The following is a 25,088-nucleotide window of genomic DNA, read 5'->3' on the forward strand; positions in this document are numbered from 1 at the left end:
CCCCCGGCCCCCAGCTCTCAGGCCGCGCGCTGCCGGTCCCGCTCCTCGCCGCCCCCGCCCCCGCCGCCGTCGAGGAACGTTTCGCTGCTCGTGACCGTCGCCCCCGCCGGCAGTGTCTTGAAGACCCATGTGCGGTACGACCAGAACCGGAACAGGGTCGCGATCCCGATGCCGAGGAACTTGAAGACGTTGCTCTGCAGCGGGCTGTCCCAGCCGAACCCGTACGTCGCGAGGTACAGGACCCCGTTCTCGATGACGAGGCCGACCGCGCTGAACGCCAGGAACAGCGTCATCTCGCGGGTGCTGCCGCTCTTGTCACGGTCCCGGTACGTGAAGTAGCGGAAGCCGATGTAGTTGAAGATGATCGCCACGATCGTGGCGACGACACTGGCGCGTACCACCTGGAGATCGGTCACGTGCCGCATCAGGTTGAACACGAGGAGGTTGACCGCCAGACCCGCGCCACCCACCGCCCCGAACTTCGCGATCTCACGCCACAACTGTTCGACGTGCCGTCGCAGGGACCCGCCCGATGAGGTGCGCGTTCCCGGAGAACCACCCTTGTCCATGGTGCCGCCCAGTCCCCGCTCCGTCGGATTCGTCACACGGTCAATTCCGCCCATGCTATCCAGCACCCTCCGTCGGCGCCTGCGGACGCCCCCACCCAGCGCGCCGATACCCTGGGGAGCGTGACATTCCCGGTAGTCGGCATGGTCGGCGGGGGTCAGCTCGCTCGTATGACACACGAGGCGGGCATCCCGCTCGGCATCAGGTTCAAGCTCCTCAGCGACACCCCGCAGGATTCGGCGGCGCAAGTGGTCAGCGATGTCGTCATCGGCGACTATCGCGATCTGGCGACGCTGCGTGAGTTCGCGCGGGGCTGCGACGTGATCACTTTCGATCACGAGCACGTCCCCACCGAGCATCTGCGGGCCCTGGAGGCGGACGGCATCCCCGTGCGCCCCGGGCCCGACGCGCTCGTGCACGCCCAGGACAAGGGCGTGATGCGCGCGAAGCTCACCGAGATCGGCGCGCCCTGCCCGCGCCACCGGATCGTGCGCGACCCGGCGGACGTCGCGGCCTTCGCGACAGAGGGCGCCCCGGACGGCGGTGACGGCTTCCCGGTGATCCTCAAGACGGTCCGCGGCGGTTACGACGGCAAAGGCGTCTGGGTGGTCCGGTCCCTGGCGGACGCCGCCGAGCCGTTCCGCGCGGGCGTCCCGGTCCTCGCCGAGGAGAAGGTCGACTTCGTCAGGGAACTCGCCGCCAATGTGGTGCGCTCCCCGCACGGCCAGGCCGTCGCGTACCCGGTCGTGGAGTCCCGGCAGGTCGACGGCGTCTGCGACACGGTGATCGCCCCCGCCCCCGGCCTCGACGAGAACTTGGCGCTGCGCGCAGAGGAGTTGGCCCTGCGCATCGCGAAGGAGCTGAACGTCGTCGGCCACCTCGCCGTCGAACTCTTCGAGACGCCCGACGGCCGCGTCCTGGTCAACGAACTCGCCATGCGCCCGCACAACTCCGGGCACTGGACGCAGGACGGCGCGATCACCTCGCAGTTCGCCAACCACGTCCGCGCGGTGCTCGACCTCCCGCTCGGCGACCCGCGCCCGCGCGCCCCCTGGACGGTCATGTGCAACGTCCTGGGCGGCGACTACCCGGACATGTACGGCGCGTATCTGCACTGCATGGCCCGCGACCCGCGGCTGAAGATCCACATGTACGGCAAGGACGTGAAGCCGGGCCGCAAGGTCGGGCACGTCAACACCTACGGCGACGACCTGGACGACGTGCTGGAGCGCGCCCGTCACGCAGCCGGCTACCTCAGGGGAACGATCACCGAATGACCACCTCCGCTGCCTCAGCCGCCTCCTCTGCCTCCTCCACCGCCTCCTCCGGGCCCGTCGTGGGCATCGTCATGGGTTCGGACTCCGACTGGCCCGTCATGGAGGCCGCGGCGCAGGCGCTCGACGAGTTCGAGATCGCCTACGAGGTCGACGTCGTCTCCGCCCACCGCATGCCCCGCGAGATGATCGCGTACGGGGAGCACGCCGCCGACCGGGGCCTGAAGGCGATCATCGCGGGCGCCGGGGGAGCGGCCCATCTGCCGGGCATGCTCGCCTCGGTGACCCCGCTGCCGGTGATCGGCGTGCCCGTCCCGCTGAAGTACCTCGACGGCATGGACAGCCTGCTGTCCATCGTGCAGATGCCGGCGGGCGTGCCCGTCGCCACGGTCTCGGTCGGCGGCGCGCGCAACGCGGGCCTGCTCGCGGTCCGGATGCTCGCCGCGCACGACGAGGAACTGCTCGGCCGGGTACGGGAGTTCCAGCAGGAGCTGAACGACCAGGCGACGGAGAAGGGCAAGCGGCTGCGGGCCAAGGTCGACGGCGGCGCTGCCGGTTTCGGCTTCGGCTCGGGAAAGTGACGGCCATGACTCTCTCCCCCCGCCTCGAAGAGGCCCGCGCCCTGCTCCAGGACTTCCCGGTGGCCGACGGCCACAACGACCTGCCGTGGGCCCTGCGCGAGCAGGTGCGGTACGACCTCGGCGCCCGGGACATCGCCACCGACCAGAGCGCCCATCTGCACACCGACCTGGCCCGGCTGCGGGCGGGCGGCGTCGGCGCCCAGTTCTGGTCGGTGTACGTACGGTCCGACCTCGCCGGGGACAGCGCGGTCAGCGCGACGCTCGAACAGATCGACTGCGTACGGCAGTTGCTGGCCCGCTACCCGCAGGACCTGGCGCCCGCGCTGACGGCCGCCGACATGGAAGGGGCCCGCGCCGAAGGCCGTATCGCCTCCCTCATGGGCGCCGAGGGCGGCCACTCCATCAACAACTCCCTGGCGACCCTGCGGGCCCTGCACACCCTGGGCGTCCGCTACATGACGCTCACGCACAACGACAACATCGCCTGGGCGGACTCGGCGACGGACGCCCCGGGCGTGGGCGGCCTCTCGGACTTCGGCCGCGAGGTCGTACGGGAGATGAACCGGGTAGGCATGCTCGTGGACCTGTCCCACGTGGCGGCGACGACGATGAGAGACGCGCTGGACACGACAGTCGCGCCCGTGATCTTCTCCCACTCCTCGTCCCGGGCGGTGTGCGACCACCCGAGGAACATCCCGGACGACGTCCTGGAACGCCTCCCCGGCAACGGCGGTGTGGCGATGGCGACGTTCGTCCCGAAGTTCGTCCTCCAGGCGGCCGTCGACTGGACGGAGGCGGCGGACGAGAATCTGCGCACCCACGGCTTCCACCACCTGGACACCTCACCCGAGGCGATGAAGCTGCACCTGGCCTTCGAGGAGGCCCACCCGCGCCCGGTCGCGACGGCGGCCACGGTCGCCGACCACCTCGACCACATGCGCGAGGTGGCGGGCATCGACCACATCGGCATCGGCGGCGACTACGACGGCACGGCCTTCACCCCCGAGAACCTGAACGACGTCTCCTCGTACCCCCACCTGATCGCGGAACTCCTGACCCGGTCCTGGTCGAAAGAAGACCTGTCGAAGCTGACATGGGCGAACGCGGTGAGGGTGCTGGGTGACGCGGAATCGGTGGCGACGGCGGAACAGGCCAGGAGGGGCCCGTCGCACGCGACGCTGACCTGATCGCGCGTCAGCAGGCGCAGAGGCAGAACGGATGGCCCGCCGGGTCCGCGTACACCCGCCATGTACGCGCCCGGTCCGCCGTCTCCAGCGCGACCGCGCCCAGCGCCAGCACCCGCGCCTCGGCCGTGTCCATGTCGTCGACGGTCAGGTCGAGGTGGAACTGCTGGGACGCGTGGGGGCTGGGCCACTTCGGGGGTACGAAGCCCGGGGCGGACTGGAAGGCCATGGTGCCGCCGGCGGGCAACTCCAGTTCCACCCAGCGGTCCTCGTCCTCGCCCCCGCCCTGCTCGCTCACGGTCCCGCCCAGCACCTCGGCGTAGAACCCGGCCAGGGCGCGGGGGTCCGGACAGTCCAGGACTACGGCGCCCAGGGTCGCGACAGCGGACATGACTCCTCCTTGGTCGATGCATCGGGTTACCGTCAAACCAGCTTCACCGGTAACGGTTACCGCATACTCCCGCATAGGAGGTAACGTCGCAAGCATGAGTGAAAGAGCCCCCGCTCCCGGCGGCCTCGCCTTGGTGGAGGCCCTGGTCAACACGGTCGACCTGGCGACCGGCGCCGACCGGCTGGACACGGTGGAGGGGCGGGCCGTGTTCGGGCTGGCGGCGGAGGAGGCGCAGTCCGCGAAGGATCTGCGCGAGTCGCTGCGGGTCGTCTGCCTGGCCCACGCGGGCCATCCGCCGCACCGTACGGCGGTCCTCCCGCTCGGCGATCTGCTGGCCGAGGCCCCGCTCGTCGTGGCGGTCGACACGGCGGACGGCGCGGCAACTCTGGTCCCGAGCCGCCGTCCGACCGCCCTGACCTCACGCGTCGCCACCGCCATCGCCGAAGCCGTCACGGCTGGCACCTGGCTCCGCCTCAAGGCCTGCGAGTCCCCCACCTGCCACTGGGCGTACTACGACAGAAGCCCGGCGGGCAAAGGGCGTTGGTGCTCGATGGCGGTCTGCGGAGCCAGGGCGAAGATGAAGACGTACCGGGCGAGAGGCAAGTAACGCCCGGACACCCGTCGGGTCGGATCCGATCAGGTCGGGTCAGGACGTGGCCTCGCGGGTGGTGGTGTGCTGAGCACGGGGTGGCCGCTCGGGCGGGACCAGCGTCGGGCCAGGCCCGCGCAGATGACCAGTTGCAACTGGTGGTAGGCCATGAGTGGCAGCACGATCAGCGCCGCCTGCCCGCCGAACAGCACCGCCGCCATCGGCAGCCCGCTCGCCAGACTCTTCTGCGAGCCGCACAGCACGGCCGCGATACGGGCCGGGGGATCCAGCCCGAGCAGCCGGGCGGCGGCCGTCGTACAGCCCAGGGCGACGAAGAAGAGGGCGGTGAGCACGGCAACGAGGACGAGCAGCGAGGCGACGGTGACCTGTTGCCAGACGCCCTGGTTCATCCCGGAGCTGAACGCCGCGTAGACGACCAGCAGGATGGAGGCCCGGTCGACCGGGCCCAGCACCCGCTTGTGCCGCGCGACGAAGCCGCCGATCCAGCGCCGGAGCAACTGCCCGGCGATGAAGGGGGCGAGCAACTGCGCGCCCAGGCGCAGCAGTCCGTCCATGGACAGCGCGGCCTCCGAGCCGATCAGCCAGGCGGCGAGAAGGGGGGTCGCCGCCAGGCCGACCAGGCTGGAGTAGGTACCGGCGCAGATCGCCGCGGGCACGTCGCCCTTGGCGAGGGCGGTGAGCGCCACCGCGGACTGCACCGTGGACGGCACGACGCACAGGAACAGGACGCCCGCCTGGAGTTGCGCGGGCAACTGGGGCAGCATCACGGCGCCCAGTCCGAGCAGGGGGAAGAGGACGAAGGTGGACAGCAGCACCAGGGTGTGCAGCCTCACATGGCGCAGCCCGGCGAGGGTCTCCCGGGTGGAGAGCCGGGCGCCGTAGAGGAAGAAGAGCAGACCGATGGCCAGTTCGGACGTGATGTTCGCGATGTCCGCCGCCCGCCCGGTGGCGGGCAGCAGACAGGCGAGGACGACCGTGCCCGCGAGGGCCGCGACATAGGGGTCGACGGCCTTCGGGAACCGCAAGCGGCCTTTCCCGATCCCGAACAGCCGGTTTCTGGGGAACTTCACGAACTTCAAACGATCCGGCGGGTCCGGGCGCACGGCCGTGTCCGTGACAGTGCCGAGGGGCGCCGGACCAGGAGGCGCGGCGAGCTGCCCGCCGTCCGCGCGCCCGACGTCCGCACACCCACCGTTCTCCTGCCCGGCGCCGCTCATGACTGGCCCTGCCTCATGACTGGTCCTGCTCTTCCCCGGGACGGTCCGGGTTGATCAGCGTGTCCATCAGGTCGACCGCGCTGCCGTCGTGGTCGCTGCCGGAGGTACCGGGGCCATGGTTGGTGTTCAGCGTCCGGTCGACCTCCAGCCAGGAATCCGCGTTCGAGTTGTCGACCAGGGTGAGGACGACGAGGCCGTCGGCCGCCTGGGCCGGAAGCGACCCCGCGCCCAGGGCGGCGGCTGCCGCCGCCAGGGTCAGGGCCGCCGTCCTGGCGGCGGGAATGCGCGTGAGCGTCCGGCGGCTGCCGGGGGCATTCGTCATGCCGGTACGTCCACGAGCGCGGGGTGGTGGCGGCTGATGTTCCTGGCCAGCAGCTCGGTGGACTCCCTGACGCCCACCGCGGCGGCGTCGTCCCTGACGGCCGGCAGCCGGCCGTCGGCGTACTTCAGCTCGGCCAGTGCGGTGTCCATCGCCTGGTGCGCCGCGAACAGGCACGGCGTGCTGTAGATCGCCACGTCCACGCCGAGTTCGGTCAGTTCGGACAGGGAGAGCCGGGGGGACTTGCCGCCGGCGATCTGGTTGAACAGCAGTGGTTTGTCGCCGACGACCGCGCGGATCCGGCGGATCCACTCGACGCTGCGCACCCCGTCGACCAGCACCACATCGGCGTCGGTCCGGGCCAGGGCCTCGGCCCTGCGCAGGATCTCGTCCTCCTCCGTCGCGTCCGTACGGGCGACCACGAGCAGGTCGGTACGGCTGGCCAGGACGAGGTTCAGCTTCTCCAGGTACTCGTCCAGCGGCAGCACCATCTTGCCGTCGGCGTGCCCGCAGCGGCGCGGACGTTTCTGGTCCTCCAGGATCACCCCGGACGCCCCGATCCGTTCCAGCCGCTGGACGACATGGCAGGCGACCTCGGGGTCGACGTACCCGTCGTCGATGTCCACCAGGAGGTGGTGGCGCGGGAAGGCCCCGCGCAGCCGCTCGGCGAAGGCCACCATGTCCGGCCACGCGATGAAGCCGATGTCCGGCAACCCGTAGTGCGAGGCGGCGAAGCCGAAGCCCGAGACGAAGAAGCCGTTGTAGTGCCCGGCGGCGACCGACGCCGAGTACATGTCGTAGATGCCGATCAGGGGTGTCGTTCCCGCTGCCGTGACCTCGTCACGGAGCGCGCTTCCGTAGCGCATGCGCTGTCTTCTTTCTGTGGGGAAGCACCGCGGCACAGACTCCATGTGGCTGCGCCATGCATGCGCATGGGCAGGTCTCGCCTTGGCGCGGCACTTCTTTGCCGAAAACGCATCAGCGCTAGACTTGCCGAAGACGGAATATTTATAAGGTTTTGACCCGTTTTCAGGTCCTTTTGGCTGGCAAGTTCCGCTCCGGAGGAGGAATGGATCACGTCTTCGCTGACGCCATTCGGTCCACTCCGCCGACCTGATCCAAACGAGAGGCCCTAGGCCGACGGCCGCCCCATCGCCCGGTACGACCACCCGGCCGCCCGCCACACCGCCGGGTCGAGCGCGTTGCGCCCGTCGAGGAGCACCCGGCGCGACGCCACGGCGCCCAGCTCCGCCGGGTCCAGCTCACGGAACTCCCGCCACTCGGTGAGGTGCAGCACCACATCGGCGCCCCGCACCGCGTCGACCGCCGAATCCGCGTACCCCAGCGTCGGGAACAGCCGCCGCGCGTTCTCCATCCCCTTCGGGTCGTAGACGGTGACCTGCCCGCCCTGGAGATGGATCTGCCCGGCGACGTTCAGCGCGGGCGAGTCCCGTACGTCGTCCGAGTCCGGCTTGAACGCGGCACCCAGCACCCCGACCCGCTTGCCGAGGAACGTGTCGCCCCCGACCGCGTCCCGCGCCATCTCGACCATCTGGCCGCGCCGCCGCATGTTGATGGAGTCGATCTCGCGCAGGAACGTCAGCGCCTGGTCCGCGCCCAGCTCACCGGCGCGCGCCATGAAGGCCCGGATGTCCTTGGGCAGACAGCCCCCGCCGAAGCCGATGCCGGCCCGCAGGAACTTGTGCCCGATCCGGTCGTCGTACCCGATGGCCTCCGCGAGCCGCACCACGTCGCCGCCGCCGGCCTCGCAGACCTCGGCCATCGCGTTGATGAACGAGATCTTCGTGGCGAGGAAGGAGTTGGCGGAGGTCTTCACCAGCTCCGCCGTCGGGAAGTCGGTGACGAGGAAGGGCGTACCGTCGCCGACGGGCGTCGCGTACACCTCGCGCAGCAGCTTCTCGGCGTGCCCGCCGCGCACCCCGACGACGATCCGGTCCGGGTGGAGCGTGTCCTGTACGGCGAAACCCTCCCGCAGGAATTCCGGGTTCCACGCGAGTTCCACGCCGTCCCCGGCGGGCGCCAGCTCGGCGAGCCGCGCCGCGATCCGCTCCGCGCTGCCGACCGGCACGGTCGACTTGCCGACGACGAGCGCGGGCCGCGTGAGGTGCCGGGCCAGAGTCTCCATCGCGGTGTCGACGTACGACATGTCGCACGCGTACTCGCCATGCTTCTGTGGGGTGTTCACACACACGAAGTGCACATCGCCGAACGCCGCGACCTCGGCCCAGTCCATGGTGAACCGCAGCCGCCCGGTGGACCCCTCGATCCCGGCGACATGCTTGCGCAGCAGCTCTTCGAGCCCCGGCTCGTACATCGGTACGCGGCCCTGCGAGAGCAGTTCGATCTTCTCGGGGACGACGTCGAGCCCGAGGACATCGAAGCCGAGTTCCGCCATGGCCGCGGCGTGCGTGGCGCCGAGATAGCCGGTGCCGATCACGGTGATCTTGAGGGCCATGGGGGGCTCCAGTGCCGGGGAGGTCGGGTCGGGGGGCGTGCGCGCCCGAGCATAGTCCGGGGCGGAGCGCGGGAATCCGGGGGGCGACCGAACGACTCCTCGTACGTCTCCTCGTACGTCTCCTCGTACGTCTGCTACGTCTCGTACGTCCGGAGAATGTCCGCGGCCAGTTGCCCGATGCGCGCGCGGGCCTCCGGGGGGCCGGTCACGGTGACGCTGTCGCCGAACGGCAGGAGCAGGCGTACGTCCTCCACGTTCCGGCCCGCGACCGTGATGCTCACGCGCCCCGCGCCCGCGGTGTCCCCGACGGTCAGCCGGCGGCCGAGGATGCGTCGCGCCGTACCGATGTGGTCCGCGTCGAGTTCGGCATGGATACGGAAGGCGTCCGGGTTCTCCCAGAGCGCCGTCAGTCCGGCCGCGACGCCGTCCAGGGTCGCGCCCTGACGGGTCCGGCGCGCGGCCCGCATCGGCTCCCAGCCGACCAGCCGTTCCAGCGCGTAGAGCCGGGGGTCGCCCGAGGAGTCCGCGACCAGGTACCACCTCCCGGCCTTGGCGAGCAGACCGTAGGGGTCGACGACCCGCCAGGTGGCCTCGGTCTCCTCGTTCCGGCGGTAGCGGATGCGCAACCGCACCCCGCGCCGCAGGTCACCCACGAGCGCCGCCGGAGGCAGGCCCTCGGTGTCCGGCGAGAACCACGGTCTGTTGTCGGTGGTGACGACCGCGCTCAGCGGCAGCACCCCGGTGCTCGACGCGCTCTTCGTCAGCCGCACCTTCTGCTGCGCGCGCCGGGCTTCGGCCGCGGCCCCCAGTTGCTCGCGCTGCGCGTCGTCGAGGCCGTGGAGCGCGAGATGGTCCCGTTCGTCCGGAGTGAGCCGCGAGGTGTCGAGCGCGCCACCGGGGAGCAGGGTCACACCGCCCCACCGGCCGCGCCGGATCAGCACCGGCAGGCCCGCTTCCTGGAGCCATCGCAGGTCACGGTGGACGGTACGGACCGAGGTGCCGAGTTGGGCCGCGAGATCCGTGGTCGTCGTGGTCTCCCGGGCCTGGAGCGCCAGCAGCAGCGAGAAGAAGCGATCCGGAGTCACGGAATCAAGAATCTCAGCAAACATGACGGAATCCGTCATGAATGACCCGCATGCTCCAGTCGCTCAGTGAGACCGACGCAAGACCGACGCAAGGAGCAAGGAATGTCGATCGCGTTCATCGTGTACGTCAACGACGCACCCGCAGCCGCCCGTTTCTACGCGGACCTCCTGGAGATCAAGCCCAGCTTCGAAACCCCCGGATACATCTCCTTCGCTCTCGGCGACGGCGCCGAACTCGCCGTCTGGGGCGGCCACTTCGACGGCCTGACCCCGGAGGTGCCCCGCACGAGCGAGGTCTGCCTCAACCTGTCCGACGGACCCGACGCGATCAACCGCCGGTTCGAGGAGTGGGTGGCGAAGGGGGTCCGCGTGGTCAGCGAGCCGAGCGACGAGGTGTTCGGCCGCACCTTCGTCGTCGCGGACCCGGACGGCAACCTGATCCGGGTCGCCCCCGCCGACTGACGAACGGGTCGGCCTTCAAGGAGGTCTGAAGAACGGCAGAGCCCCGGCACTCCGCGAGGAGTGGTCCGGGGCTCTGGACGAATCCGTGGGCGGGGTCGGTCAGTTACCCGTCACCGTGACCTTCTGGCCCGCGTTCAACTGGTCCACCAGGGTCTTCACCTTGGCCTTGTCCCAGACCAGGTTGCCGCCCGTCGAGCCCGAGATCGGGATGTTCATCGAGGTGCCGTCGCCGCCCGACACACCCTTCATGGCCCAGAACATCGACGCCACGTTCCACAGGCTCATGTCCTTGTCGACGATGAGGGAGTCGAGGCCGGCGCCGAGCGTCGGGTAGAGCTTGAAGGGGTTCATGATGGTCGACGGGGTCGCCGACTGGTGGGCGAGCGCCGCGAGGAACTTCTGCTGGTTCTTCGTCCGCTCCAGGTCGCTCGCCGCGAAGGCGTGCCGGGTACGGACGAAGGCGAGGGCCTGCTCACCGTTGAGGGTCTGCTTGCCGGCCTTGAAGTCGGCGCCCGACCACTTGTCCTTGAACCCCTTGTCGAGGTTCATCTCGACCCCGCCCACCGCGTCGACGATCTTCGCGAAGCCGCCGAAGCCGATCTCCGCGTAGTGGTCGATCCGCAGTCCGGTGTTGAACTCCACGGTCCGTACGAGGAGTTCGGGACCGTCCTCGGCGTAGGCCGCGTTGAGCTTCACATGGCGGCCGGTGCCCTTGTACGTCTTGCCGGACTCGGAGCCCACGAAGGTGGGGATCTCGACGTCCGAGTCGCGCGGCAGCGAGATCATCGTGTTTCCCTCGCCGCCGACGTGCAGGATCATCATCGAGTCGGTGCGCTTGCCCTCGGCGGACCCGGTGTGCAGCTTCTTCTTCTCCTCGGCCGTCATCCCGGCCCGGCTGTCGGAGCCGACGATCAGGTAGTTGGTGCCGTCGCCGCCCCCCGGCCGGTCGATGACCTTCGACAGATCGACCTCGCGCTTCAGCTTCGAGTCGGCCCAGAAGTACGTACCGATGCTCACCGCGAGCAGCACGATCACGAGGGTCAGTGCCGTGAAGCCGATACGGCGCCGCCAGTTGGGGGCCGGGCGCGCGGTCTGCCCGCCGTAGCCGTCGCCGCCCCGGCCACCGCGCCCGCCGCCGTCGCCCTGGCCGTACACCTGGCCCGAGTTGTAGCCGCTGTCGTACCCCGGATCCTGTGGCCCGTACTCGTCGTGGCCGTACGAGTGCTGCGGCGGGACACCGCGTGGGGGCGCCGCCGGGCCGGGTGCCTGGCCGCGCTGGACATGCCGCATCGCGCGGGCGCCCTCGGGCTGTGCACTCGCGCTGCCACGGCCGTAACCGTCACGGGAACGGCGACGGCCGTTCTCGTCGCTCCATGAGTCGGGCCAGTCATTCATGCGCCTTAGTGTGCAGGCTCACGGCGCGGCGTTGACAGGGAGGTGGGAAATTCGGGTCACGGCTGTTGCAGGGCTGATGCAAACCGGACAGCGCCGGGGCGCAGGGCCACCGAGCCCCTACGGAAAGCGACTTGACGTCTACGTGAAGTGACTGCTTGTGCGCCCTGGGTCATCCCGGCGAAGCGGTCACCGGTCCCGCTTAAGGTGGAGGACATGACAGACCAGGACCGTCCCGCAGAGTCCGACATTCCGGGCAAGCCGACCTCGGTGTCCCGCACCACGCTCAGCCACATCATGAGCTACGGAGACACCAACCTCCTCGGCACGGTGCACGGTGGCGTGATCATGAAGCTGGTGGACGACGCGGCGGGCGCGGTCGCCGGCCGGCACTCCGGCGGGCCCGCCGTCACCGCGTCCATGGACGAGATGGCGTTCCTTGAGCCCGTCCGCGTGGGCGACCTCGTCCATGTGAAGGCCCAGGTCAACTGGGTCGGCCGGACCTCGATGGAGGTCGGTGTCCGCGTCCTGGCCGAGCGCTGGAACGAGTCGACGCCCGCCCAGCAGGTCGGCTCCGCCTACCTCGTCTTCGCGGCCGTCGACGCCGACGGCAAGCCCCGCCGCGTACCGCCCGTCATCCCCGAGACCGAGCGGGACAAGCGGCGCTACCAGGAGGCCCAGATCCGCCGCACCCACCGCCTCGCCCGCCGCCGCGCCATCCTCGAACTCCGGGAGCGCCGCGCGGCCGAGGGCATCGAGGACTGAGCCACCGGCAAGCACAACGGCAGGCACAAGGCACCCCGAGGCGCTACGGGCACACCACCTCGTCGCCCGTGACCGCCCCGAACTCCCCCTGCCGCACCGCCGCCGCCCGTACCTTCCGTACCTCGGTGAAGTCCTGGCCCGCGATCACCCGCATCACCGGTCCCTGGCCGGGCGCCGGGCGCAGCTCGCTGCCCGGCAGGGCCGTCGCGAGGGACTGCGCCGAGCGGTCCCAGCGCGGGTCGTAGACCACCACCGTGTGCGGCACTTCCCCCGTCTGCGCGTCGCGCGGCGCCCCCGTCGTACGGAACCCGGTGCCCCGCAGCGCGTCGTCGACCCGCTTGCCGAGGCCCGGTGCCCCGCCGCCGTTCTCCACCTGCACCTGGATCTGCTGCGGTGCGACCTCGACCCTCGCGGCCCGGCGCTTCTTGGTGCGCTTCACGGTCAGCGGCCGGTCCTCGCGCAGCGCCTGGAACAGCTTCTTCGACTTCTCCTCGTCCCACTTCACGGTCGAGCCGATGACCTTGACCGGGAACGCGGGATCGCCGATCGGGACGGTCGTGAACTCCGACGACTTCGGCGAGAAACCGCGCATCGCCCGCCCGAGCGCCAGCATCTCGTCAGCCCCGAACTCCTTGTCCGCGCGGACCGAGCCGAGCACCGCCTGCGAGACCTCGCTGAACCGCACCGGGTTGAGCAGGATCCCCGACGACGTCGCCTTCGCGATCAGCGCCGCGAGGAACCGCTGCTGCCGCTCCATCCGCCCGAGGTCGGCGGCGCCGTCGATGTGCCGCGAGCGCACGTACTGAAGCGCCTCGCCGCCGTTCAGATCATGGGTACCGGCCGCCAGATCGAGACCGGTGTAGGCGTCCTTCATCGGCCGTGCCGTACAGATCTCGACCCCGCCGAGCACATCCACGGTCTTCATGAAGCTGGTGAAGTCGACCTCCAGATAGTGGTCGACCTTCACGCCGGTCATGTGCTCGACCGTCCGCACGGTGAGCTGCGGACCGCCCTCCGCGTAGGCGGCGTTGAGCTTCACCGGGTGCGCCGAGTGGCGGGTGTTCGTGGTCTGGTCGGTGTGCTCGGGGATCTCCGCGTACGAGTCGCGGGGCAGGCTCACGACGCTGGCGCGCTCCCGGTTCCCCGAGATGTGCACGATCATGATCGTGTCCGTGCAGTGGCAGGGCGCGCCGCCGAGCCGGTACTTCCGCCGCTCCTCCTCCGTGATCTTGTCGCGCCCGTCGGTGCCGACCAGCAGGACGTTCATGCCGTGCCCCGCCTGCGGCCGGTTCTTCATGTCCTTGAACGGGTCGACCCGGTCGATCTCCGCGCCGATGCCCGTGACCAGCACGTGCCCGATGCCCGCCGACGCGAGGACCACGACGGAGAACGCCGTGGCCATCCGCATCACCCAGCGCGGGCGCCGTCTGCGCCGCTCCACCGCCGCGGGCACGGGCCGCTGCCGCGTGCCGGACGGAGCGGACCGCGTGGGACGCGGACTGCCGGGGGAGCGGGGCGGGTGGGGCACGGGCGGGAACACCTCCGCGGGGACGGGATCGCGCGAGAACGGTACGTCCATACGAAATCCGGCCCGTGTGATCGCCCGTACGGCGCGCGATCGTGTCCCCCATTCGCGGTAACGTGGCGCCTGATGAACGCCACGCCCGACTTGCCGAACCCCGCCGTGTCCGTGATCATGCCGGTCCTCAACGAGGAGCGGCATCTGCGCGGAGCCGTCCACGCGATCCTCGCCCAGGAGTACGCGGGTGAGATGGAGGTCGTGATCGCGCTCGGCCCGTCCACGGACCGCACCGACGAGATCGCCGCCGAGCTGGTCCGCGAGGACCCTCGGGTGCACACCGTGCCCAACCCGACCGGCCGCACCCCGGCCGCGCTCAACGCCGCGATCAAGGCATCCCGTCACCCGGTCGTGGTACGGGTCGACGGGCACGGCATCCTCTCGCCGAACTACATCGCCACCGCCGTCCGGCTCCTCGACGAGACCGGCGCGCAGAACGTCGGCGGCATCATGCACGCCGAGGGCGAGAACGCCTGGGAGGACGCCGTCGCCGCGGCGATGACCTCGAAGATCGGCGTCGGCAACGCCGCCTTCCACACGGGCGGCGCCGCGGGCTCCGCCGAGACGGTCTACCTCGGTGTGTTCCGGCGGCCGGCCCTGGAGCAACAGGGCGGCTACAACGAGGAGTTCATCCGCGCCCAGGACTGGGAGCTGAACTTCCGGATCCGGGAGGCGGGCGGTCTGATCTGGTTCTCGCCCGAGCTGCGCGTGTCGTACCGGCCGCGGCCCTCGGTGAAGGCGCTCGCCAAGCAGTACAAGGACTACGGCCGCTGGCGGCACGTGGTCGCCCGCTACCACGAGGGCTCCATCAACCTGCGCTATCTCGCGCCGCCGACCGCCGTGTGCGCCATCGCCGCGGGCCTGGTCGCCGGGGCGCTGGTGACACCGTGGGCGCTGGTGGTGCCCGGCGGCTATCTCGCCGCGATCACCGCCGGGTCGCTGCCCGCGGGCAAGGGTCTGCCGCTCGCGGCGCGGGTACGGATCCCGGTCGCCCTCGCCACCATGCACATGTCGTGGGGCTGGGGCTTCCTGACGAGCCCCAAGTCGCTCGCCCGGCGCGTCATCGCGAGCCGGAGGCCGGCGGTCCGCACCGAGGGTGAGACCGCCGGGCCCAGGTGAATGTCCGGGTGAACTTCCCGGTGAACTTCCGGGTGAACTCCCGCCCTACCAGGTGAAGTTGGGGTTCACCTTCATACAGGCCGAGTCGTCGGCGCCGTTGAGCGCGTCGGCGGACTCCGGTGTCTTGTCGTCCTTCGGGTCCGCCGCCTTCTTCGGGTAGGCGGTGCCCTCGCGCCAGTCGGCGCCCACGGTCAGCGTGACACCCGAGACATCGGTCGACTTCTTCACCGAACTCAGCGGAATCCCGAGGGACTTGGCGACCCGCTGGGCGTCGCCCTCCAGATCCACGCTCGGATAGTTGATGACCGTCTTCGGCTCGGCGATCGCCTGGCTGGTGTCCGCGGCGGCCCGGGTGAAGCCCTTGCCGGTGAGGAGCTGGGTGACGGCCGTCGCCCGGCCGCCGGCCGGCGCCAGCGCGGCCGTCCCGGTGCCGTTGACGACCTGGACCGCGATCTGCGCGTCCGGTGCCGCCGGGTCGTCCGACAGCTTCTCCGGCGTCGACTTCTTGGGCTTGTCCTTGCCGTCCAGGGCGATGTCCTCGCGTATCAGCCGGAACACCTGCTCGGCGTCGCCCGGCTTCGGCACCACACGCGGGCCGAGGTAGTTGAACGGCATCGTGGTCATCGTGATCCGGTCCGGCGGCACCTTCTTCAGCTCGTTGCCGAGGTCGTACAGCTTCATCACGGTGTCCAGGCCGTTGTCGACCGTGAGCGCGTCGATCGCCTTCTCGGCGAGGGACCGCAGCTTCCCCGGGTTGCTGACCGTGGCGTTCTTCCGCAGTTGGCGGATCATCGAGTTCATGTACTGGTGCTGGGCCTTGGCCCGCGCGATGTCACTGCCGTCCTCGAAGCCGTACCGCGTACGCAGCCACTGGAGGGCCTGCTCACCCTTGATCGAGGTGGTGCCCTTCTCCAGCTTCAGGCCGGAGCCCTCGCCGCCCTGGGTGTGCGAGTAGATGTTGCGGTCCACACAGACCGGCACCCCGCCGATCGCGTCGGCCATCGCGACCACACCGGAGAAGTCCACCATCATGAAGTGGTCGATGTGGATGTTGGTGAGCTTCTCCCAGGTCGCCACCGTGCAGCCGGCACCGCCCCGGCCCAGCGACTCGTTCGTCATCGTCGGGCTGGTGCTCGCCGGATAGACCTTGCCGTCCTTCGTGTCGACGCACTTCGGGATGTCCACGAGGGTGTCGCGCGGCATGCTGATCACCGACATGTTGCTGCGGTCCGCGGACAGGTGCAGCAGCATCTGGACGTCGGCCAGCGGGGGAGCGCCCACGGACTCCTTGTGGCCGCCGAGCTTCAGGTTCTCGGCGGTGTTCCGGCTGTCCGAGCCGATCAGAAGGATGTTCAGCGGGGTCTGGCCCGCCGCGTTCGGCGTCGGCGCGGGCGCCTTGTGCTCGCCGAGGTTGAGATCGTCCTTCTTGATGTTGCCGTTGAGATGCCGGTAGTAGAGGTATCCGGCGCCTGCCGTGCCGAGGATCAGTACCGAGAGGGCCAGCGCGGTCCAGCGCAGGATCCGGCGGCGCTTGCGGCGCGGTCGCCGCGGCCCTCCGCCGCCGCGGTGTCCGCGCTTGCGGCGTCCGCCGCCTCCGCCCGCGCCCGGCCGCCCCTCGGGAGCGCCCTCGTGGGTCTCCGCGCCGGAGTCGGCGTCGGCGTCGCCCGGTACCGGTTCGCCGGGTATTCGCTCCGGGTCGGCGGTCGTCGTACCCCCGTCACCGCCGCGCCCCCGGCCCCGTTTGCTTCCCGCGCCGTCCTCGTCTCCGTACAGCGTGTCGTCCCAGCCGTGATCGGCGGCGCGTCGAACGCGTGGTCGTGCTCCCTCCCCACGCACACCGCTTCGCACCATCTTCAGCCCCTCCCCGCCCAGCGCCCAGTTGTAGAAGTCCACCCGTTAGACGCGTGAGGACCCCAAAGGGTTACTTGGCGCACACAGCCTTGTCGGCTTCGACTTTCTGAATGCCTTCCGGCGCCTTCGCCGGTCCTGTCAGGGGCGTCCCCGCGCCCTTGAAGTCCTCGCCGAGCGTCAGCACCATCGCCGGCAGGCCCTGCGCGTTCTTCTCGCTCTTGCCCTGCTTCATCGCGGACCCGGGCAGCCCCATGATCTCGGCGAGCCGGCGCGCCTGGTCGGCCTGGTCGGGCCCGTATTCGAGCGTCGTCTTCTTCTGCGCGTCGGCGTTGCCGAGCTGGCTGGACTTGAGCACGCCCTCAGTGTTCTGCAACCACGTGAGAGTTTTCTGAGCGGATCCGGAGTCGGCCCCTCCGTTATAGATGTCGACCCGGACCTCGGACGCGTCGGCCTTCGGGCCCTTGAGCCGCGCCGCCACCTCCGCCTTCTCCTTCTTCTCCTGCTGCTTGACCTCGGTGAGCGACACGTCGTCCTGGATCATCGAGAACAGCGGATCGGCCTTCGCGGTGTCGACGACGACCGTCGCCTTGACCACCTCTGCCGGGTTGTCGAGGACGGGCAGCGTGGCGAAGGTGATGTTCTTCGGGTTCACCTTCTTCAGCTCCAAGCCCACGTCCTTGAGCTTGTTGATGCTGCCGATCCCGGTGTCCACCTCCAGCGCGTCGGTCGCCGCCTCCGCGAGGTCCAGCATCTTCGACGGGCTGGACAGCGTGGAGTCGTCCTTCAGCTTCCGCATCAGCGAACCGAGGAACTGCTGCTGCACCTGGATCCGGTCCAGGTCGCCCTTGTTGCCGAAGCTGTGCCGGGTACGGACGAAGGCGAGCGCCTGTTCACCCTCGATGGTGTGCTTGCCCGCCGAGAGCTTGAGGTGCGAGTCCGGGTCGTCCACGGCTTTGGCGAGACAGATCTCGATCCCGCCGACGGCCGTCGTCAGCGTCTTCACCGCGTTGAAGTCGGCCATCATGAAATGGTCCGGCTTGACCCCGGTGATCGCCTCGACCGTCCGCATGGCGCAGCCCGGGTCGCGGCCGTCCTGGCCGAGGCTCACGTTGAAGCGCACACCCGACGAACCGGGGATCACCTTCTCGGAGCCGTCCTTCTGCTTCGTCGGACAGTCCGGGATGTCCGTGATCAGGTCGCGCGGAATGCTCAACGCGGTCGCGTTCGTACGGTCCTTGGAGACATGCAGCAGGATGTTCGTGTCGGCGTGCCCGACGCTGCCCTTGTCCCCGTAGCCCTCATTGCCCTCGCCGGTCCGCTTGTCCGTGCCGATCAGCAGGATGTTGATCGCCTCGTCCTTGCTGAACCCGCCGCTGCCCGCGCTGCCCACGTCGGTGGTCGTGATGTTGTTGTTGAGGTGCTGGTAGTAGAGGTACGCACTCGTCCCGGCGGCGATCAGCACCAGCACCAGACCGCCGCTCGTCCACAGCAGGATCTTCTTGCCGGTGGACTTCTTGCCCTTCTTCGACCGGCGCCGGCCCGGCTGCTCCGGCGGAGCGCCGCGCCGCCTGCGCTGGCCCGGCAGATCGCGGGTGCCCGGGTCCTCCAGGGGCGTACGGGTGCCACGGTCCTGGCCGGGAGCGGTACGCGAGCGCGTACCGGACCTGCCGGCCTGCCGGTCGCCGGCGTCCGCCTGCTGTTCCTGGCCTCTGCCTTGCCCCGGGCCTCTGCCCTGTCCCCGGCCCCCGCCGGTACGTGGACCCGGCACGGTCGACTGCCCTGCGGAAGCGTCCAGTCGCAGTTCGTAGTCACCGGTCTGCGGGTTCAGTACCCACTGGTCTGCGGGATCGATGTCGTCCGCCCGCCCACGGCCTTGCGCGTCCACGGTTTTTGCGTCCTCCGTCAAGGGCCACGCGGCGCCCTCTCCCCCCTCGAAGGAGCCGCGTCAGTCGGTCACACGGTGCGCGGCCACGGGATGGCCGGGCACACCGGATCGCTCACACTATCCGCCCAGTTCGGCGCCGAGCGACGACGGTGACAAATTCCACGTCCCTACAACTGGGCAATACGCCGCATATCTTTTGCGTATCGTCCGCGCCACTCGCGTCACTTGGTCCGCGCTTTACCCACAGGTGTCGTCGGCGCTCTACGCGCAGGCGTCCTCGGCCGCCGTGTTGCCCCGGAACGTGGGCGCCGGAGCGGTCGGCGGGACAGAGGGGGTACGGGGTGGATCGTCAGGTTTGCCCGCGTTGTCCCCGCTGCCCGGGGGGCGTTCGGGCGTGACCTCGACCGGGCTGTCGGACCGCAGCCGCTGGAACAGGCGTTCCGCCTCCGCTTTCACCAATTGGTCACGGTTGGCGTTGTACACGTACGACCGGCGGGGGACGGTGAGGAATTGGACGCGGTCGGTGGGGATCATGCGCACCCCCCGGACCAGGTCGTACAGACCGCGCAGATTCGCCAGGCCCGGGTCCGTGGTGAGCGCCGAGGTCGCCGCGTCCAGGACCGGGTAGAGCATCGTCGGATCGAGCAGCACGTCATTGCTGCTGACCTTGTTCACGAGTGCGCCGAGGAAGTGCTGCTGGCGGTCCATCCGCTCGGTGTCGCTGCCGTCCCCGATGCTCTTGCGGGCCCGTACGTAGCCGAGCGCCTGTTCGCCGTCGAGGGTCTGGGTGCCCGCGTCGAGCTTCAGCTTGGCGGCACGGTCGTCGATCGGCTCCCGCAGGCACACCTGGACGCCCTCGACGGCGTCCACCATCTCCTTGAACCCCTGGAAGTCGACGACCATGTGGTGGTCCACGCGGATGTTCGTCAGCTTCTCCACGGTACGGACCGTGCAGCCCGAACCCCCCACGGCGAAGGCCGAATTGAACAGGGTGAAGTCCGGTTCGGTACGGGTGCCGTCCGGGCGGAGGCAGTCCGGGATCTCGACCATCAGGTCGCGGGGGATCGACACGGCGGTCGCGCTGCGCCGGTCGGCGGCGAGGTGCAGCAGCATCGTCGTGTCGGACCGCTCGGTACCGAAGTCACGGCCGTACCGGCGGTTGCCCTCGCCGGCCCGGCTGTCGGAGCCGATCAGCAGAATGTTCTGCGCCGCCGTGACCAGAGCGCCGGGCCGCTCCTTCTCGTACCGCTTCAGCTCCGCCGCCGCGTCCGTGTCCGGCGTGATGTTCCTGTTGAGCTTCTCGTAGACGGCCCACCCGGCACCGGCGGCGACCAGCAGAAACCCGGACACCCCGACCGCGCCGTACCGCACCCACCGCCACCGCCGCTTCCCACTGGCAGTGGCCCCGGCCCCGACAACCCCACTCACAGACACCCGCACACACCCGACGATGCCGCGCCAAAGCCAGGACGTCCTGCGGACTGACCCAACCGGACCACCCCGAAACGCCACGGCCACCCGCACCCCTGCCCGGGTCGGGCGGCGGCCAGACGTTCCGCTTGGGCGCCCCGCCCGCAGCCTGCGGTCCCGCCCGGTCTGGCGGTGACCGGGCGTCCCGCCCGGCACTCGCGCTCTGTGCGGATTCGGCGGTGGTCGGGCGTTTAGCCGGGGCGGCCCGGCCCGCAGTCTCCTGTCCCGCCCGGTCCGGCGGTGGGCATGTGTTCTGCCAGGCACTCGCGCTCTGTGCGGATTCGGAGGTGGTCGGGCGTTTAGCCGGGGCGGCCCGGCCCGCAGTCTCTCGTCCCGCCCGGTCTGGCGGTGGGCATGCGTTCTGCCAGGCACTCGCGCTCTGTGCGGATTCGGCGGTGGTCGGGCGTTTAGCCGGGGCGGCCCCGCCCGTAGTCTCCCGTCCCACCCGGTCCCGCTGCGACCGGCCGCCCCACCCCGCACCCGCGCCCTGCGCGGGTCCGGCGGTGGTCAGGCGTTTAGCCGGGCGACCCCGCCCGCAGCCCGGCTAAAGCCCCGGCTGGGCAGTGGCCAGGCGCCTCTTCACCCTCCGGTCCCGCTGTGGTTGGGCGTTCCGCCCGGCGCCCCTACCCGCGGCCACCCGTCCCTCCCGGTCCCGCTGTGGTTGGCGTTCCGCCCGGCATCCCCGCCCGCGGCCACCCGTCCCTCCCGGTCCCGCTGTGGTTGGTGTTCCGCCCGGCGCCCCCACCCGCAGCCCCCCATCTCACCCGAACCCGCTGTGCGCAGGCGTTCCCCCCGGCGCCCCCACCCGCAGCCCCCCATCCCACCCGGTCCCGCTGTGCGCAGGCGTTCCCCCCGGCACCGGCACCCCCCATCCCACCCGAACCTGCTGTGGGCAGGCGTTCCGCACGGCGGAACGGGTGGGCACAGCCCAAGACGCACGGTTCCCCCGCAGCTCAACCGACGGTAGTCGTCACCCGTTCATCCTCCACCCGCCGAGCCAGCACACCATCCGCAACCCCCGCGGAGTTACGACACAGAACCACCGACCCCCCACTGGCCAACGGCCCGTACAACCCCGCGCTCAACCCTTCCCACGTGTCGTACGACAAAAGAGAAAGCACCCGCCCCCCAGGCCCGGTCAGCCCGAGCGCCCCCGCATCCCCGACCGCCCGCCCCACCACTTCCGCCCCGGACATCCCGGCCCCCGCCACAACCAGCGCCGGAGCCTCCGGATCCACCACCTCGTACGGCACGAACCGATCCCCCTGCCCCGGCACCTCCACCGCGTAATCCACGAACCCCGCCGGCGCCTGCGGAAACCGCCCCCCAAGAGGCCGCAGCGCCAACGCCACCCGCTCCCCGGAACAAGCCCGCCCCGCATCCAGCGCATCGGGCCCCGCCACCACAAGATCGGCCGCACCGGCATCCCCACCGACATCGGCGACGACCCCCACCGACGAACAGGCAAGCAGCCACACGGCGGTCTGCCAGTGCGCGGGCAACAGCAGCGCGACCCGGTCACCGGGCGCCGCCCCCAAGTCGCCCTGAAGGAGATTCGCCGTCTTGGCCACCCAATTGGCGAAGGTGGCAACGGACAATTCGACCCGCTCGCCGGTCGCGTCGTCGTAGAAGGTCACCAGCGGGCGGGCCGGATCCGCGGCGAGCGCGGAACGCAGCAGGTCGGCAGGGGTGCGATCAGTGGCGTTCACGCGGGCAAGCGTACGCGGGCCGAACCCCGGCCAAATCCCGCACGGACACCCCCGATGCGCCCGTGCGGCGGAACCCCTCGCCCCGGCCGGGTGACTTGGGCCGCCGCATCGACCGACGGACCGTCAATTCCCCAATGGACAGATATGGACCGCTATGTCCATGATCACTTGCATGCGTGGATTCCTTGCTTCCTCGATCGGCGTCACGTGCGTGGCCGCATTGGCCCTGCCGCTCGCCCAGCCCACCGGAGCCCGAGCCACGACCCCGGCGACACCAGCCGCGCCGGCGGCCCCGGCCGCACCAGCGGCACCACCCCACCACCCAGCGGCAGCCGCACCGGCCGTCCCCGGCAGCACCCAGTCGCTGCCCCTCGCCCCGCTCTCCACCGAACGTTCCCTCCCACCCGGCGCCCAGGAGCAGGGCCTGACGAGGCGTGACGTACGCCCCTTCTCGCTCGTCGGCGTCGTCTGGGACGACCCGGCCACCGAACTCGACGGCCGGGTCCAGGTCCGTACCCGCGCCACCTCCACCGCCCACTGGTCCGGCTGGCAGGACGTCGAGACCCACAACCACGAGCACGGCGCCGACCCGGACAGCGACGAGCGGGACTCCGGCCAGGTGCGCGGCTCGACCGCGCCCCTGTGGGTCGGCGACTCGGACGCCGTCGAGGTCCGCGTGAGCGCGCTGCCCTCAGCCTCAGGAGCCGACGACTCCGTACGGGGCCTGCTCCCCGCCGGCCTGCGGCTCGAACTGGTCGACCCGGGCGAGGACCCGGCCACCGATCCAGCCACTGACCCGGCGACCGATCCGGCCAACCGCGCGATGCCCGAAAGCGCCGAGGTCCTGCCGGAAGAGGCGACGACCGCCGAGCGCGCCAGGCCACACACCGCCCCCCGCCCCCGCATCGTCACCCGCAAGGGCTGGGGCGCCGACGAGAGTCTGCGGCGGGGAGGTTTCGCGTACACGAACTCGGTGAAGGCGGCGTTCGTGCACCACACCGCGTCGGGCAACAACTACAGCTGCTCACAGGCCCCTTCGGTCATTCGCGGTATCTACCGCTACCACGTGAAGAGCAGCGGCTGGCGGGACATCGGCTACAACTTCGTCGTCGACAAGTGCGGAAACATCTACGAGGGCCGGGCCGGGGGAGTGACCAAGGCGGTGCTGGGCGCCCACACCCTCGGATTCAACTCGAACACCATGGGCGTCGCGGTCCTCGGCGCGTTCGGCCGCTCGAATCCGCCCACCGTCGCGGTCAACGCCGTCGCCAGGCTCGGCGCGTGGAAGCTGGGGCTGTTCGGAGCCAATCCGAAAGCCAAGACATATCTCACGTCGGGCGGTGGCAATCTGTACCGAAAAGGAAAGAAGGTTCGGCTCAACGTGATCTCGGGCCACCGTGACGGCTTCGCCACGGACTGCCCGGGTGCCCGCCTGTACGGCAAGCTCGGCACCGTCCGCAGCAGCGCCGCCCGACTCCAGGGCCGCTGACCGCGCACCTGCCGCACGCACACCGTGAGCACCCCTGCCGGGCGCCGCCGCACGAGCGGTACGAGACGGACCGTATGAGACGGGTCGTACTGGACGGGCCGTACCCATCGGCACCCATCGGCCGGAACCGCAACGGCGCGGCCGGCCCCGGCAGGAAGCAGAGACGACAGGTGACAGAGGCGATCCTCCTGGTCGGAGGCAAGGGCACCCGGCTGCGGCCCCTCACGGTCAACACCCCGAAGCCGATGGTTCCGGCGGCGGGTGTCCCCTTCCTCACGCACCAGCTGGCGCGGGCGCGCGCGGCCGGCGTCGAGCACATCGTCCTGGCGACCTCCTATCTGGCGGAGGTCTTCGAGCCGTACTTCGGCGACGGCTCCGCGCTCGGCCTCCACCTGGAGTACGTCACCGAGGAGGAGCCGCTCGGCACCGGCGGCGCCCTGCGCAACGTCGCCCCGTACCTGCGCTCAGGATCCGACGAGCCGGTCCTCGTCTTCAACGGCGACATCCTCACCGGGCTCGACATCCGCGCCCTGGTCGCCACGCACGCGTCGTCCGGCGCCGATGTCTCGCTGCATCTCACCCGGGTCGACGACCCGCGCGCGTACGGCCTCGTCCCGACCGACGCGACGGGCCGCGTGACCGCCTTCCTGGAGAAGCCTCAGACCCCCGAGGAGATCGTCACCGACCAGATCAACGCGGGCGCCTACGTCTTCCGGCGCTCCGTCATCGACTCCATCCCGGCCGGCCGTCCGGTCTCCGTCGAACGCGAGACGTTCCCCGAACTGCTGTCTTCCGGCGCCCACCTCCAGGGCATGGTCGACTCCACGTACTGGCTCGACCTCGGCACTCCGCAGGCTTTCGTACGGGGTTCGGCGGACCTCGTCCTGGGCCGCGCGCCGTCCCCGGCGGTGCCGGGCCGCTGCGGCGACTCCCTCGTCCTGCCGACCGCCGAGGTCGCCGCCGACGCCAAGCTGACCGGCGGCACGGTGATCGGCGCGGGCGCCCGCATCGGCTCCGGCGCCCGCGTCACCGGCAGTACGGTCCTGTCCGGCGCCGTCGTCGAACCGGGCGCCACCGTCACCGACTCCCTCATCGGCGAACGCGCCCACATCGGCGCCCGCACCCTCCTCACGGACACGGTCATCGGCGACGACGCCCACGTAGGCGCCGACAACGAACTCAGATCCGGCGCCAGAATCTGGTGCAACACCCAACTCCCGGCATCCACCTTGCGCTTCTCATCGGACCAGTAGCCCCAACTCCCGGCTACCGCAGAGTCGTCCCGCCCGTTTGCGGTGCACCTGAATCGCCCCGCGGGTGCGGCTTGCGGGCAGCCGAATCAACCGGTGGTCGTGGCTTGCGGGCAGCCGAATCGACCTGTGGTCGTGGTTTGTGGGCACCCGAATCGACCGCCGTCGTGGTTTGTGGGCGGGTGTTCGGGCGTCACAGAGTCTTCCGGTGCCCCGGAGTCCCCCCGGTTTGGCAGGGGGGCAGGTGTTCGGGCGTCACAGAGTCTGCCGGTGCCCGGAGCCTCCGGTCTGGCTGTGGGCAGCTGAGCCGACCCGCGGTCGTGGTTTGTGGGCACCCGAATCGACCGCCGTCGTGGTTTGTGGGCGGGTGTTCGGGCGTCACAGAGTCTTCCGGTGCCCCGGAGTCCCCCCGG

Annotated in this window: 22 protein-coding genes; 9 read left to right on the forward strand and 13 right to left on the reverse strand. The window is 70.5% G+C overall.

Annotation, left to right across the window (positions count from 1 at the left end):
- Positions 1–17: 17 nt before the first annotated feature.
- Positions 18–569, reverse strand: coding sequence for a GtrA family protein (locus ACIQNU_RS32075; RefSeq protein ID WP_401373166.1), 552 nt, complete (start codon positions 567–569; stop codon positions 18–20).
- Positions 570–689: 120 nt separating this feature from the next.
- Here ACIQNU_RS32075 and ACIQNU_RS32080 point away from each other — a divergent pair, with 120 nt between their 5' ends.
- From ACIQNU_RS32080 to ACIQNU_RS32090, 3 genes are read left to right on the forward strand one after another with little or no spacing between them, the layout of a single operon-like run.
- Positions 690–1,844, forward strand: coding sequence for a 5-(carboxyamino)imidazole ribonucleotide synthase (locus tag ACIQNU_RS32080; protein WP_401373081.1), 1,155 nt, complete (start codon positions 690–692; stop codon positions 1,842–1,844).
- Positions 1,841–2,422, forward strand: a complete 582-nt coding sequence (purE, locus tag ACIQNU_RS32085) for a 5-(carboxyamino)imidazole ribonucleotide mutase (protein ID WP_401373083.1) — start codon at positions 1,841–1,843, stop codon at positions 2,420–2,422. The genes ACIQNU_RS32080 and purE overlap by 4 nt, the downstream gene beginning before the upstream one ends.
- A gap of 5 nt (positions 2,423–2,427) precedes the next feature.
- Positions 2,428–3,609, forward strand: coding sequence for a dipeptidase (locus ACIQNU_RS32090; protein WP_401373085.1), 1,182 nt, complete (start codon positions 2,428–2,430; stop codon positions 3,607–3,609).
- Positions 3,610–3,616: 7 nt separating this feature from the next.
- Here the strand turns inward: ACIQNU_RS32090 and ACIQNU_RS32095 are convergent, their stop codons facing one another.
- Complete coding sequence (locus ACIQNU_RS32095) at positions 3,617–3,997, reverse strand: VOC family protein (protein ID WP_401373086.1); 381 nt, start codon at positions 3,995–3,997, stop codon at positions 3,617–3,619.
- Between the two features lie 94 nt (positions 3,998–4,091).
- On the opposite strand from ACIQNU_RS32095, the gene ACIQNU_RS32100 reads away from it, so the two are divergent.
- Positions 4,092–4,604 carry a CGNR zinc finger domain-containing protein gene (locus ACIQNU_RS32100; protein ID WP_401373088.1) on the forward strand — a complete coding sequence of 171 codons (513 nt, stop codon included), beginning with the start codon at positions 4,092–4,094 and terminating at the stop codon, positions 4,602–4,604.
- A 29-nt stretch (positions 4,605–4,633) separates the two neighbouring features.
- Here the strand turns inward: ACIQNU_RS32100 and ACIQNU_RS32105 are convergent, their stop codons facing one another.
- The 5 genes from ACIQNU_RS32105 to ACIQNU_RS32125 all read right to left on the reverse strand — a co-directional run bounded on the left by ACIQNU_RS32105 (position 4,634) and on the right by ACIQNU_RS32125 (position 9,704).
- The gene (locus tag ACIQNU_RS32105) at positions 4,634–5,824 is read right to left on the reverse strand and encodes a bile acid:sodium symporter family protein (RefSeq protein ID WP_401373089.1); all 1,191 of its coding nucleotides are present in this window, start codon (positions 5,822–5,824) and stop codon (positions 4,634–4,636) included.
- A 13-nt stretch (positions 5,825–5,837) separates the two neighbouring features.
- The gene (locus ACIQNU_RS32110; RefSeq protein WP_401373090.1) at positions 5,838–6,146 is read right to left on the reverse strand and encodes a hypothetical protein; all 309 of its coding nucleotides are present in this window, start codon (positions 6,144–6,146) and stop codon (positions 5,838–5,840) included.
- Positions 6,143–7,009, reverse strand: a complete 867-nt coding sequence (locus tag ACIQNU_RS32115; RefSeq protein WP_401373092.1) for an oxaloacetate decarboxylase — start codon at positions 7,007–7,009, stop codon at positions 6,143–6,145. The genes ACIQNU_RS32110 and ACIQNU_RS32115 overlap by 4 nt, the downstream gene beginning before the upstream one ends.
- A gap of 266 nt (positions 7,010–7,275) precedes the next feature.
- Positions 7,276–8,619 carry a UDP-glucose dehydrogenase family protein gene (locus ACIQNU_RS32120; protein ID WP_401373094.1) on the reverse strand — a complete coding sequence of 448 codons (1,344 nt, stop codon included), beginning with the start codon at positions 8,617–8,619 and terminating at the stop codon, positions 7,276–7,278.
- Positions 8,620–8,753: 134 nt separating this feature from the next.
- Positions 8,754–9,704, reverse strand: a complete 951-nt coding sequence (locus tag ACIQNU_RS32125) for a helix-turn-helix transcriptional regulator (protein ID WP_401373095.1) — start codon at positions 9,702–9,704, stop codon at positions 8,754–8,756.
- Positions 9,705–9,806: 102 nt separating this feature from the next.
- Between ACIQNU_RS32125 and ACIQNU_RS32130 the strand changes: the two genes are divergently transcribed.
- Entirely contained in the window at positions 9,807–10,166 is a 360-nt protein-coding gene (locus tag ACIQNU_RS32130) for a VOC family protein (RefSeq protein WP_401373096.1), read from the forward strand.
- Between the two features lie 99 nt (positions 10,167–10,265).
- Here ACIQNU_RS32130 and ACIQNU_RS32135 read toward each other — a convergent pair whose 3' ends face one another.
- Positions 10,266–11,561 (reverse strand): LCP family protein, encoded by a 1,296-nt coding sequence (locus ACIQNU_RS32135; protein ID WP_401373098.1) that lies wholly within the window; start codon positions 11,559–11,561, stop codon positions 10,266–10,268.
- 213 nt (positions 11,562–11,774) lie between these two features.
- On the opposite strand from ACIQNU_RS32135, the gene ACIQNU_RS32140 reads away from it, so the two are divergent.
- Entirely contained in the window at positions 11,775–12,323 is a 549-nt protein-coding gene (locus tag ACIQNU_RS32140; RefSeq protein ID WP_401373100.1) for an acyl-CoA thioesterase, read from the forward strand.
- Between the two features lie 43 nt (positions 12,324–12,366).
- Here ACIQNU_RS32140 and ACIQNU_RS32145 read toward each other — a convergent pair whose 3' ends face one another.
- Positions 12,367–13,902, reverse strand: a complete 1,536-nt coding sequence (locus ACIQNU_RS32145; protein WP_401373101.1) for an LCP family protein — start codon at positions 13,900–13,902, stop codon at positions 12,367–12,369.
- Positions 13,903–13,974: 72 nt separating this feature from the next.
- On the opposite strand from ACIQNU_RS32145, the gene ACIQNU_RS32150 reads away from it, so the two are divergent.
- The gene (locus ACIQNU_RS32150) at positions 13,975–15,021 is read left to right on the forward strand and encodes a glycosyltransferase family 2 protein (protein ID WP_401373102.1); all 1,047 of its coding nucleotides are present in this window, start codon (positions 13,975–13,977) and stop codon (positions 15,019–15,021) included.
- Positions 15,022–15,066: 45 nt separating this feature from the next.
- On the opposite strand, the gene ACIQNU_RS32155 is transcribed toward ACIQNU_RS32150, so the two are convergent.
- The 4 genes from ACIQNU_RS32155 to ACIQNU_RS32170 form a co-directional block, all read right to left on the reverse strand.
- A complete protein-coding gene (locus ACIQNU_RS32155) occupies positions 15,067–16,872 on the reverse strand; it encodes an LCP family protein (protein WP_401373168.1) in 1,806 nt (601 codons plus the stop codon).
- 70 nt (positions 16,873–16,942) lie between these two features.
- Positions 16,943–18,757, reverse strand: a complete 1,815-nt coding sequence (locus ACIQNU_RS32160) for an LCP family protein (RefSeq protein ID WP_401373104.1) — start codon at positions 18,755–18,757, stop codon at positions 16,943–16,945.
- A gap of 261 nt (positions 18,758–19,018) precedes the next feature.
- On the reverse strand, positions 19,019–20,128 hold the full coding sequence (locus tag ACIQNU_RS32165) for an LCP family protein (protein ID WP_401373106.1): 1,110 nt from the start codon (positions 20,126–20,128) through the stop codon (positions 19,019–19,021).
- Between the two features lie 1,052 nt (positions 20,129–21,180).
- Positions 21,181–21,936, reverse strand: coding sequence for a TIGR03089 family protein (locus tag ACIQNU_RS32170; RefSeq protein ID WP_401373107.1), 756 nt, complete (start codon positions 21,934–21,936; stop codon positions 21,181–21,183).
- A gap of 172 nt (positions 21,937–22,108) precedes the next feature.
- Between ACIQNU_RS32170 and ACIQNU_RS32175 the strand changes: the two genes are divergently transcribed.
- Positions 22,109–23,425, forward strand: coding sequence for a peptidoglycan recognition protein (locus ACIQNU_RS32175; RefSeq protein ID WP_401373109.1), 1,317 nt, complete (start codon positions 22,109–22,111; stop codon positions 23,423–23,425).
- A gap of 170 nt (positions 23,426–23,595) precedes the next feature.
- Positions 23,596–24,678 carry a sugar phosphate nucleotidyltransferase gene (locus ACIQNU_RS32180; RefSeq protein ID WP_401373110.1) on the forward strand — a complete coding sequence of 361 codons (1,083 nt, stop codon included), beginning with the start codon at positions 23,596–23,598 and terminating at the stop codon, positions 24,676–24,678.
- The last annotated feature ends 410 nt before the right edge of the window (positions 24,679–25,088 follow it).

The organism is Streptomyces sp. NPDC091292, from assembly GCF_044757265.1.
In the GTDB taxonomy this organism is placed as follows: Bacteria; Actinomycetota; Actinomycetes; order Streptomycetales; family Streptomycetaceae; genus Streptomyces.

What these genes read in the sequence shown, in the direction of transcription:
- ACIQNU_RS32130 (WP_401373096.1), top strand. Translation starts at nt 9,807, where the DNA reads ATGTCGATCGCGTTCATCGTGTACGTCAACGACGCACCCGCAGCCGCC.
- ACIQNU_RS32155 (WP_401373168.1), bottom strand. Translation starts at nt 16,872, where the DNA reads ATGGTGCGAAGCGGTGTGCGTGGGGAGGGAGCACGACCACGCGTTCGA.
- ACIQNU_RS32075 (WP_401373166.1), bottom strand. Translation starts at nt 569, where the DNA reads ATGGACAAGGGTGGTTCTCCGGGAACGCGCACCTCATCGGGCGGGTCC.
- ACIQNU_RS32140 (WP_401373100.1), top strand. Translation starts at nt 11,775, where the DNA reads ATGACAGACCAGGACCGTCCCGCAGAGTCCGACATTCCGGGCAAGCCG.
- ACIQNU_RS32110 (WP_401373090.1), bottom strand. Translation starts at nt 6,146, where the DNA reads ATGACGAATGCCCCCGGCAGCCGCCGGACGCTCACGCGCATTCCCGCC.
- ACIQNU_RS32115 (WP_401373092.1), bottom strand. Translation starts at nt 7,009, where the DNA reads ATGCGCTACGGAAGCGCGCTCCGTGACGAGGTCACGGCAGCGGGAACG.
- ACIQNU_RS32175 (WP_401373109.1), top strand. Translation starts at nt 22,109, where the DNA reads ATGCGTGGATTCCTTGCTTCCTCGATCGGCGTCACGTGCGTGGCCGCA.
- ACIQNU_RS32105 (WP_401373089.1), bottom strand. Translation starts at nt 5,824, where the DNA reads ATGAGCGGCGCCGGGCAGGAGAACGGTGGGTGTGCGGACGTCGGGCGC.
- ACIQNU_RS32150 (WP_401373102.1), top strand. Translation starts at nt 13,975, where the DNA reads ATGAACGCCACGCCCGACTTGCCGAACCCCGCCGTGTCCGTGATCATG.
- ACIQNU_RS32145 (WP_401373101.1), bottom strand. Translation starts at nt 13,902, where the DNA reads ATGGACGTACCGTTCTCGCGCGATCCCGTCCCCGCGGAGGTGTTCCCG.
- ACIQNU_RS32100 (WP_401373088.1), top strand. Translation starts at nt 4,092, where the DNA reads ATGAGTGAAAGAGCCCCCGCTCCCGGCGGCCTCGCCTTGGTGGAGGCC.
- ACIQNU_RS32120 (WP_401373094.1), bottom strand. Translation starts at nt 8,619, where the DNA reads ATGGCCCTCAAGATCACCGTGATCGGCACCGGCTATCTCGGCGCCACG.
- purE (WP_401373083.1), top strand. Translation starts at nt 1,841, where the DNA reads ATGACCACCTCCGCTGCCTCAGCCGCCTCCTCTGCCTCCTCCACCGCC.
- ACIQNU_RS32095 (WP_401373086.1), bottom strand. Translation starts at nt 3,997, where the DNA reads ATGTCCGCTGTCGCGACCCTGGGCGCCGTAGTCCTGGACTGTCCGGAC.
- ACIQNU_RS32090 (WP_401373085.1), top strand. Translation starts at nt 2,428, where the DNA reads ATGACTCTCTCCCCCCGCCTCGAAGAGGCCCGCGCCCTGCTCCAGGAC.
- ACIQNU_RS32135 (WP_401373098.1), bottom strand. Translation starts at nt 11,561, where the DNA reads ATGAATGACTGGCCCGACTCATGGAGCGACGAGAACGGCCGTCGCCGT.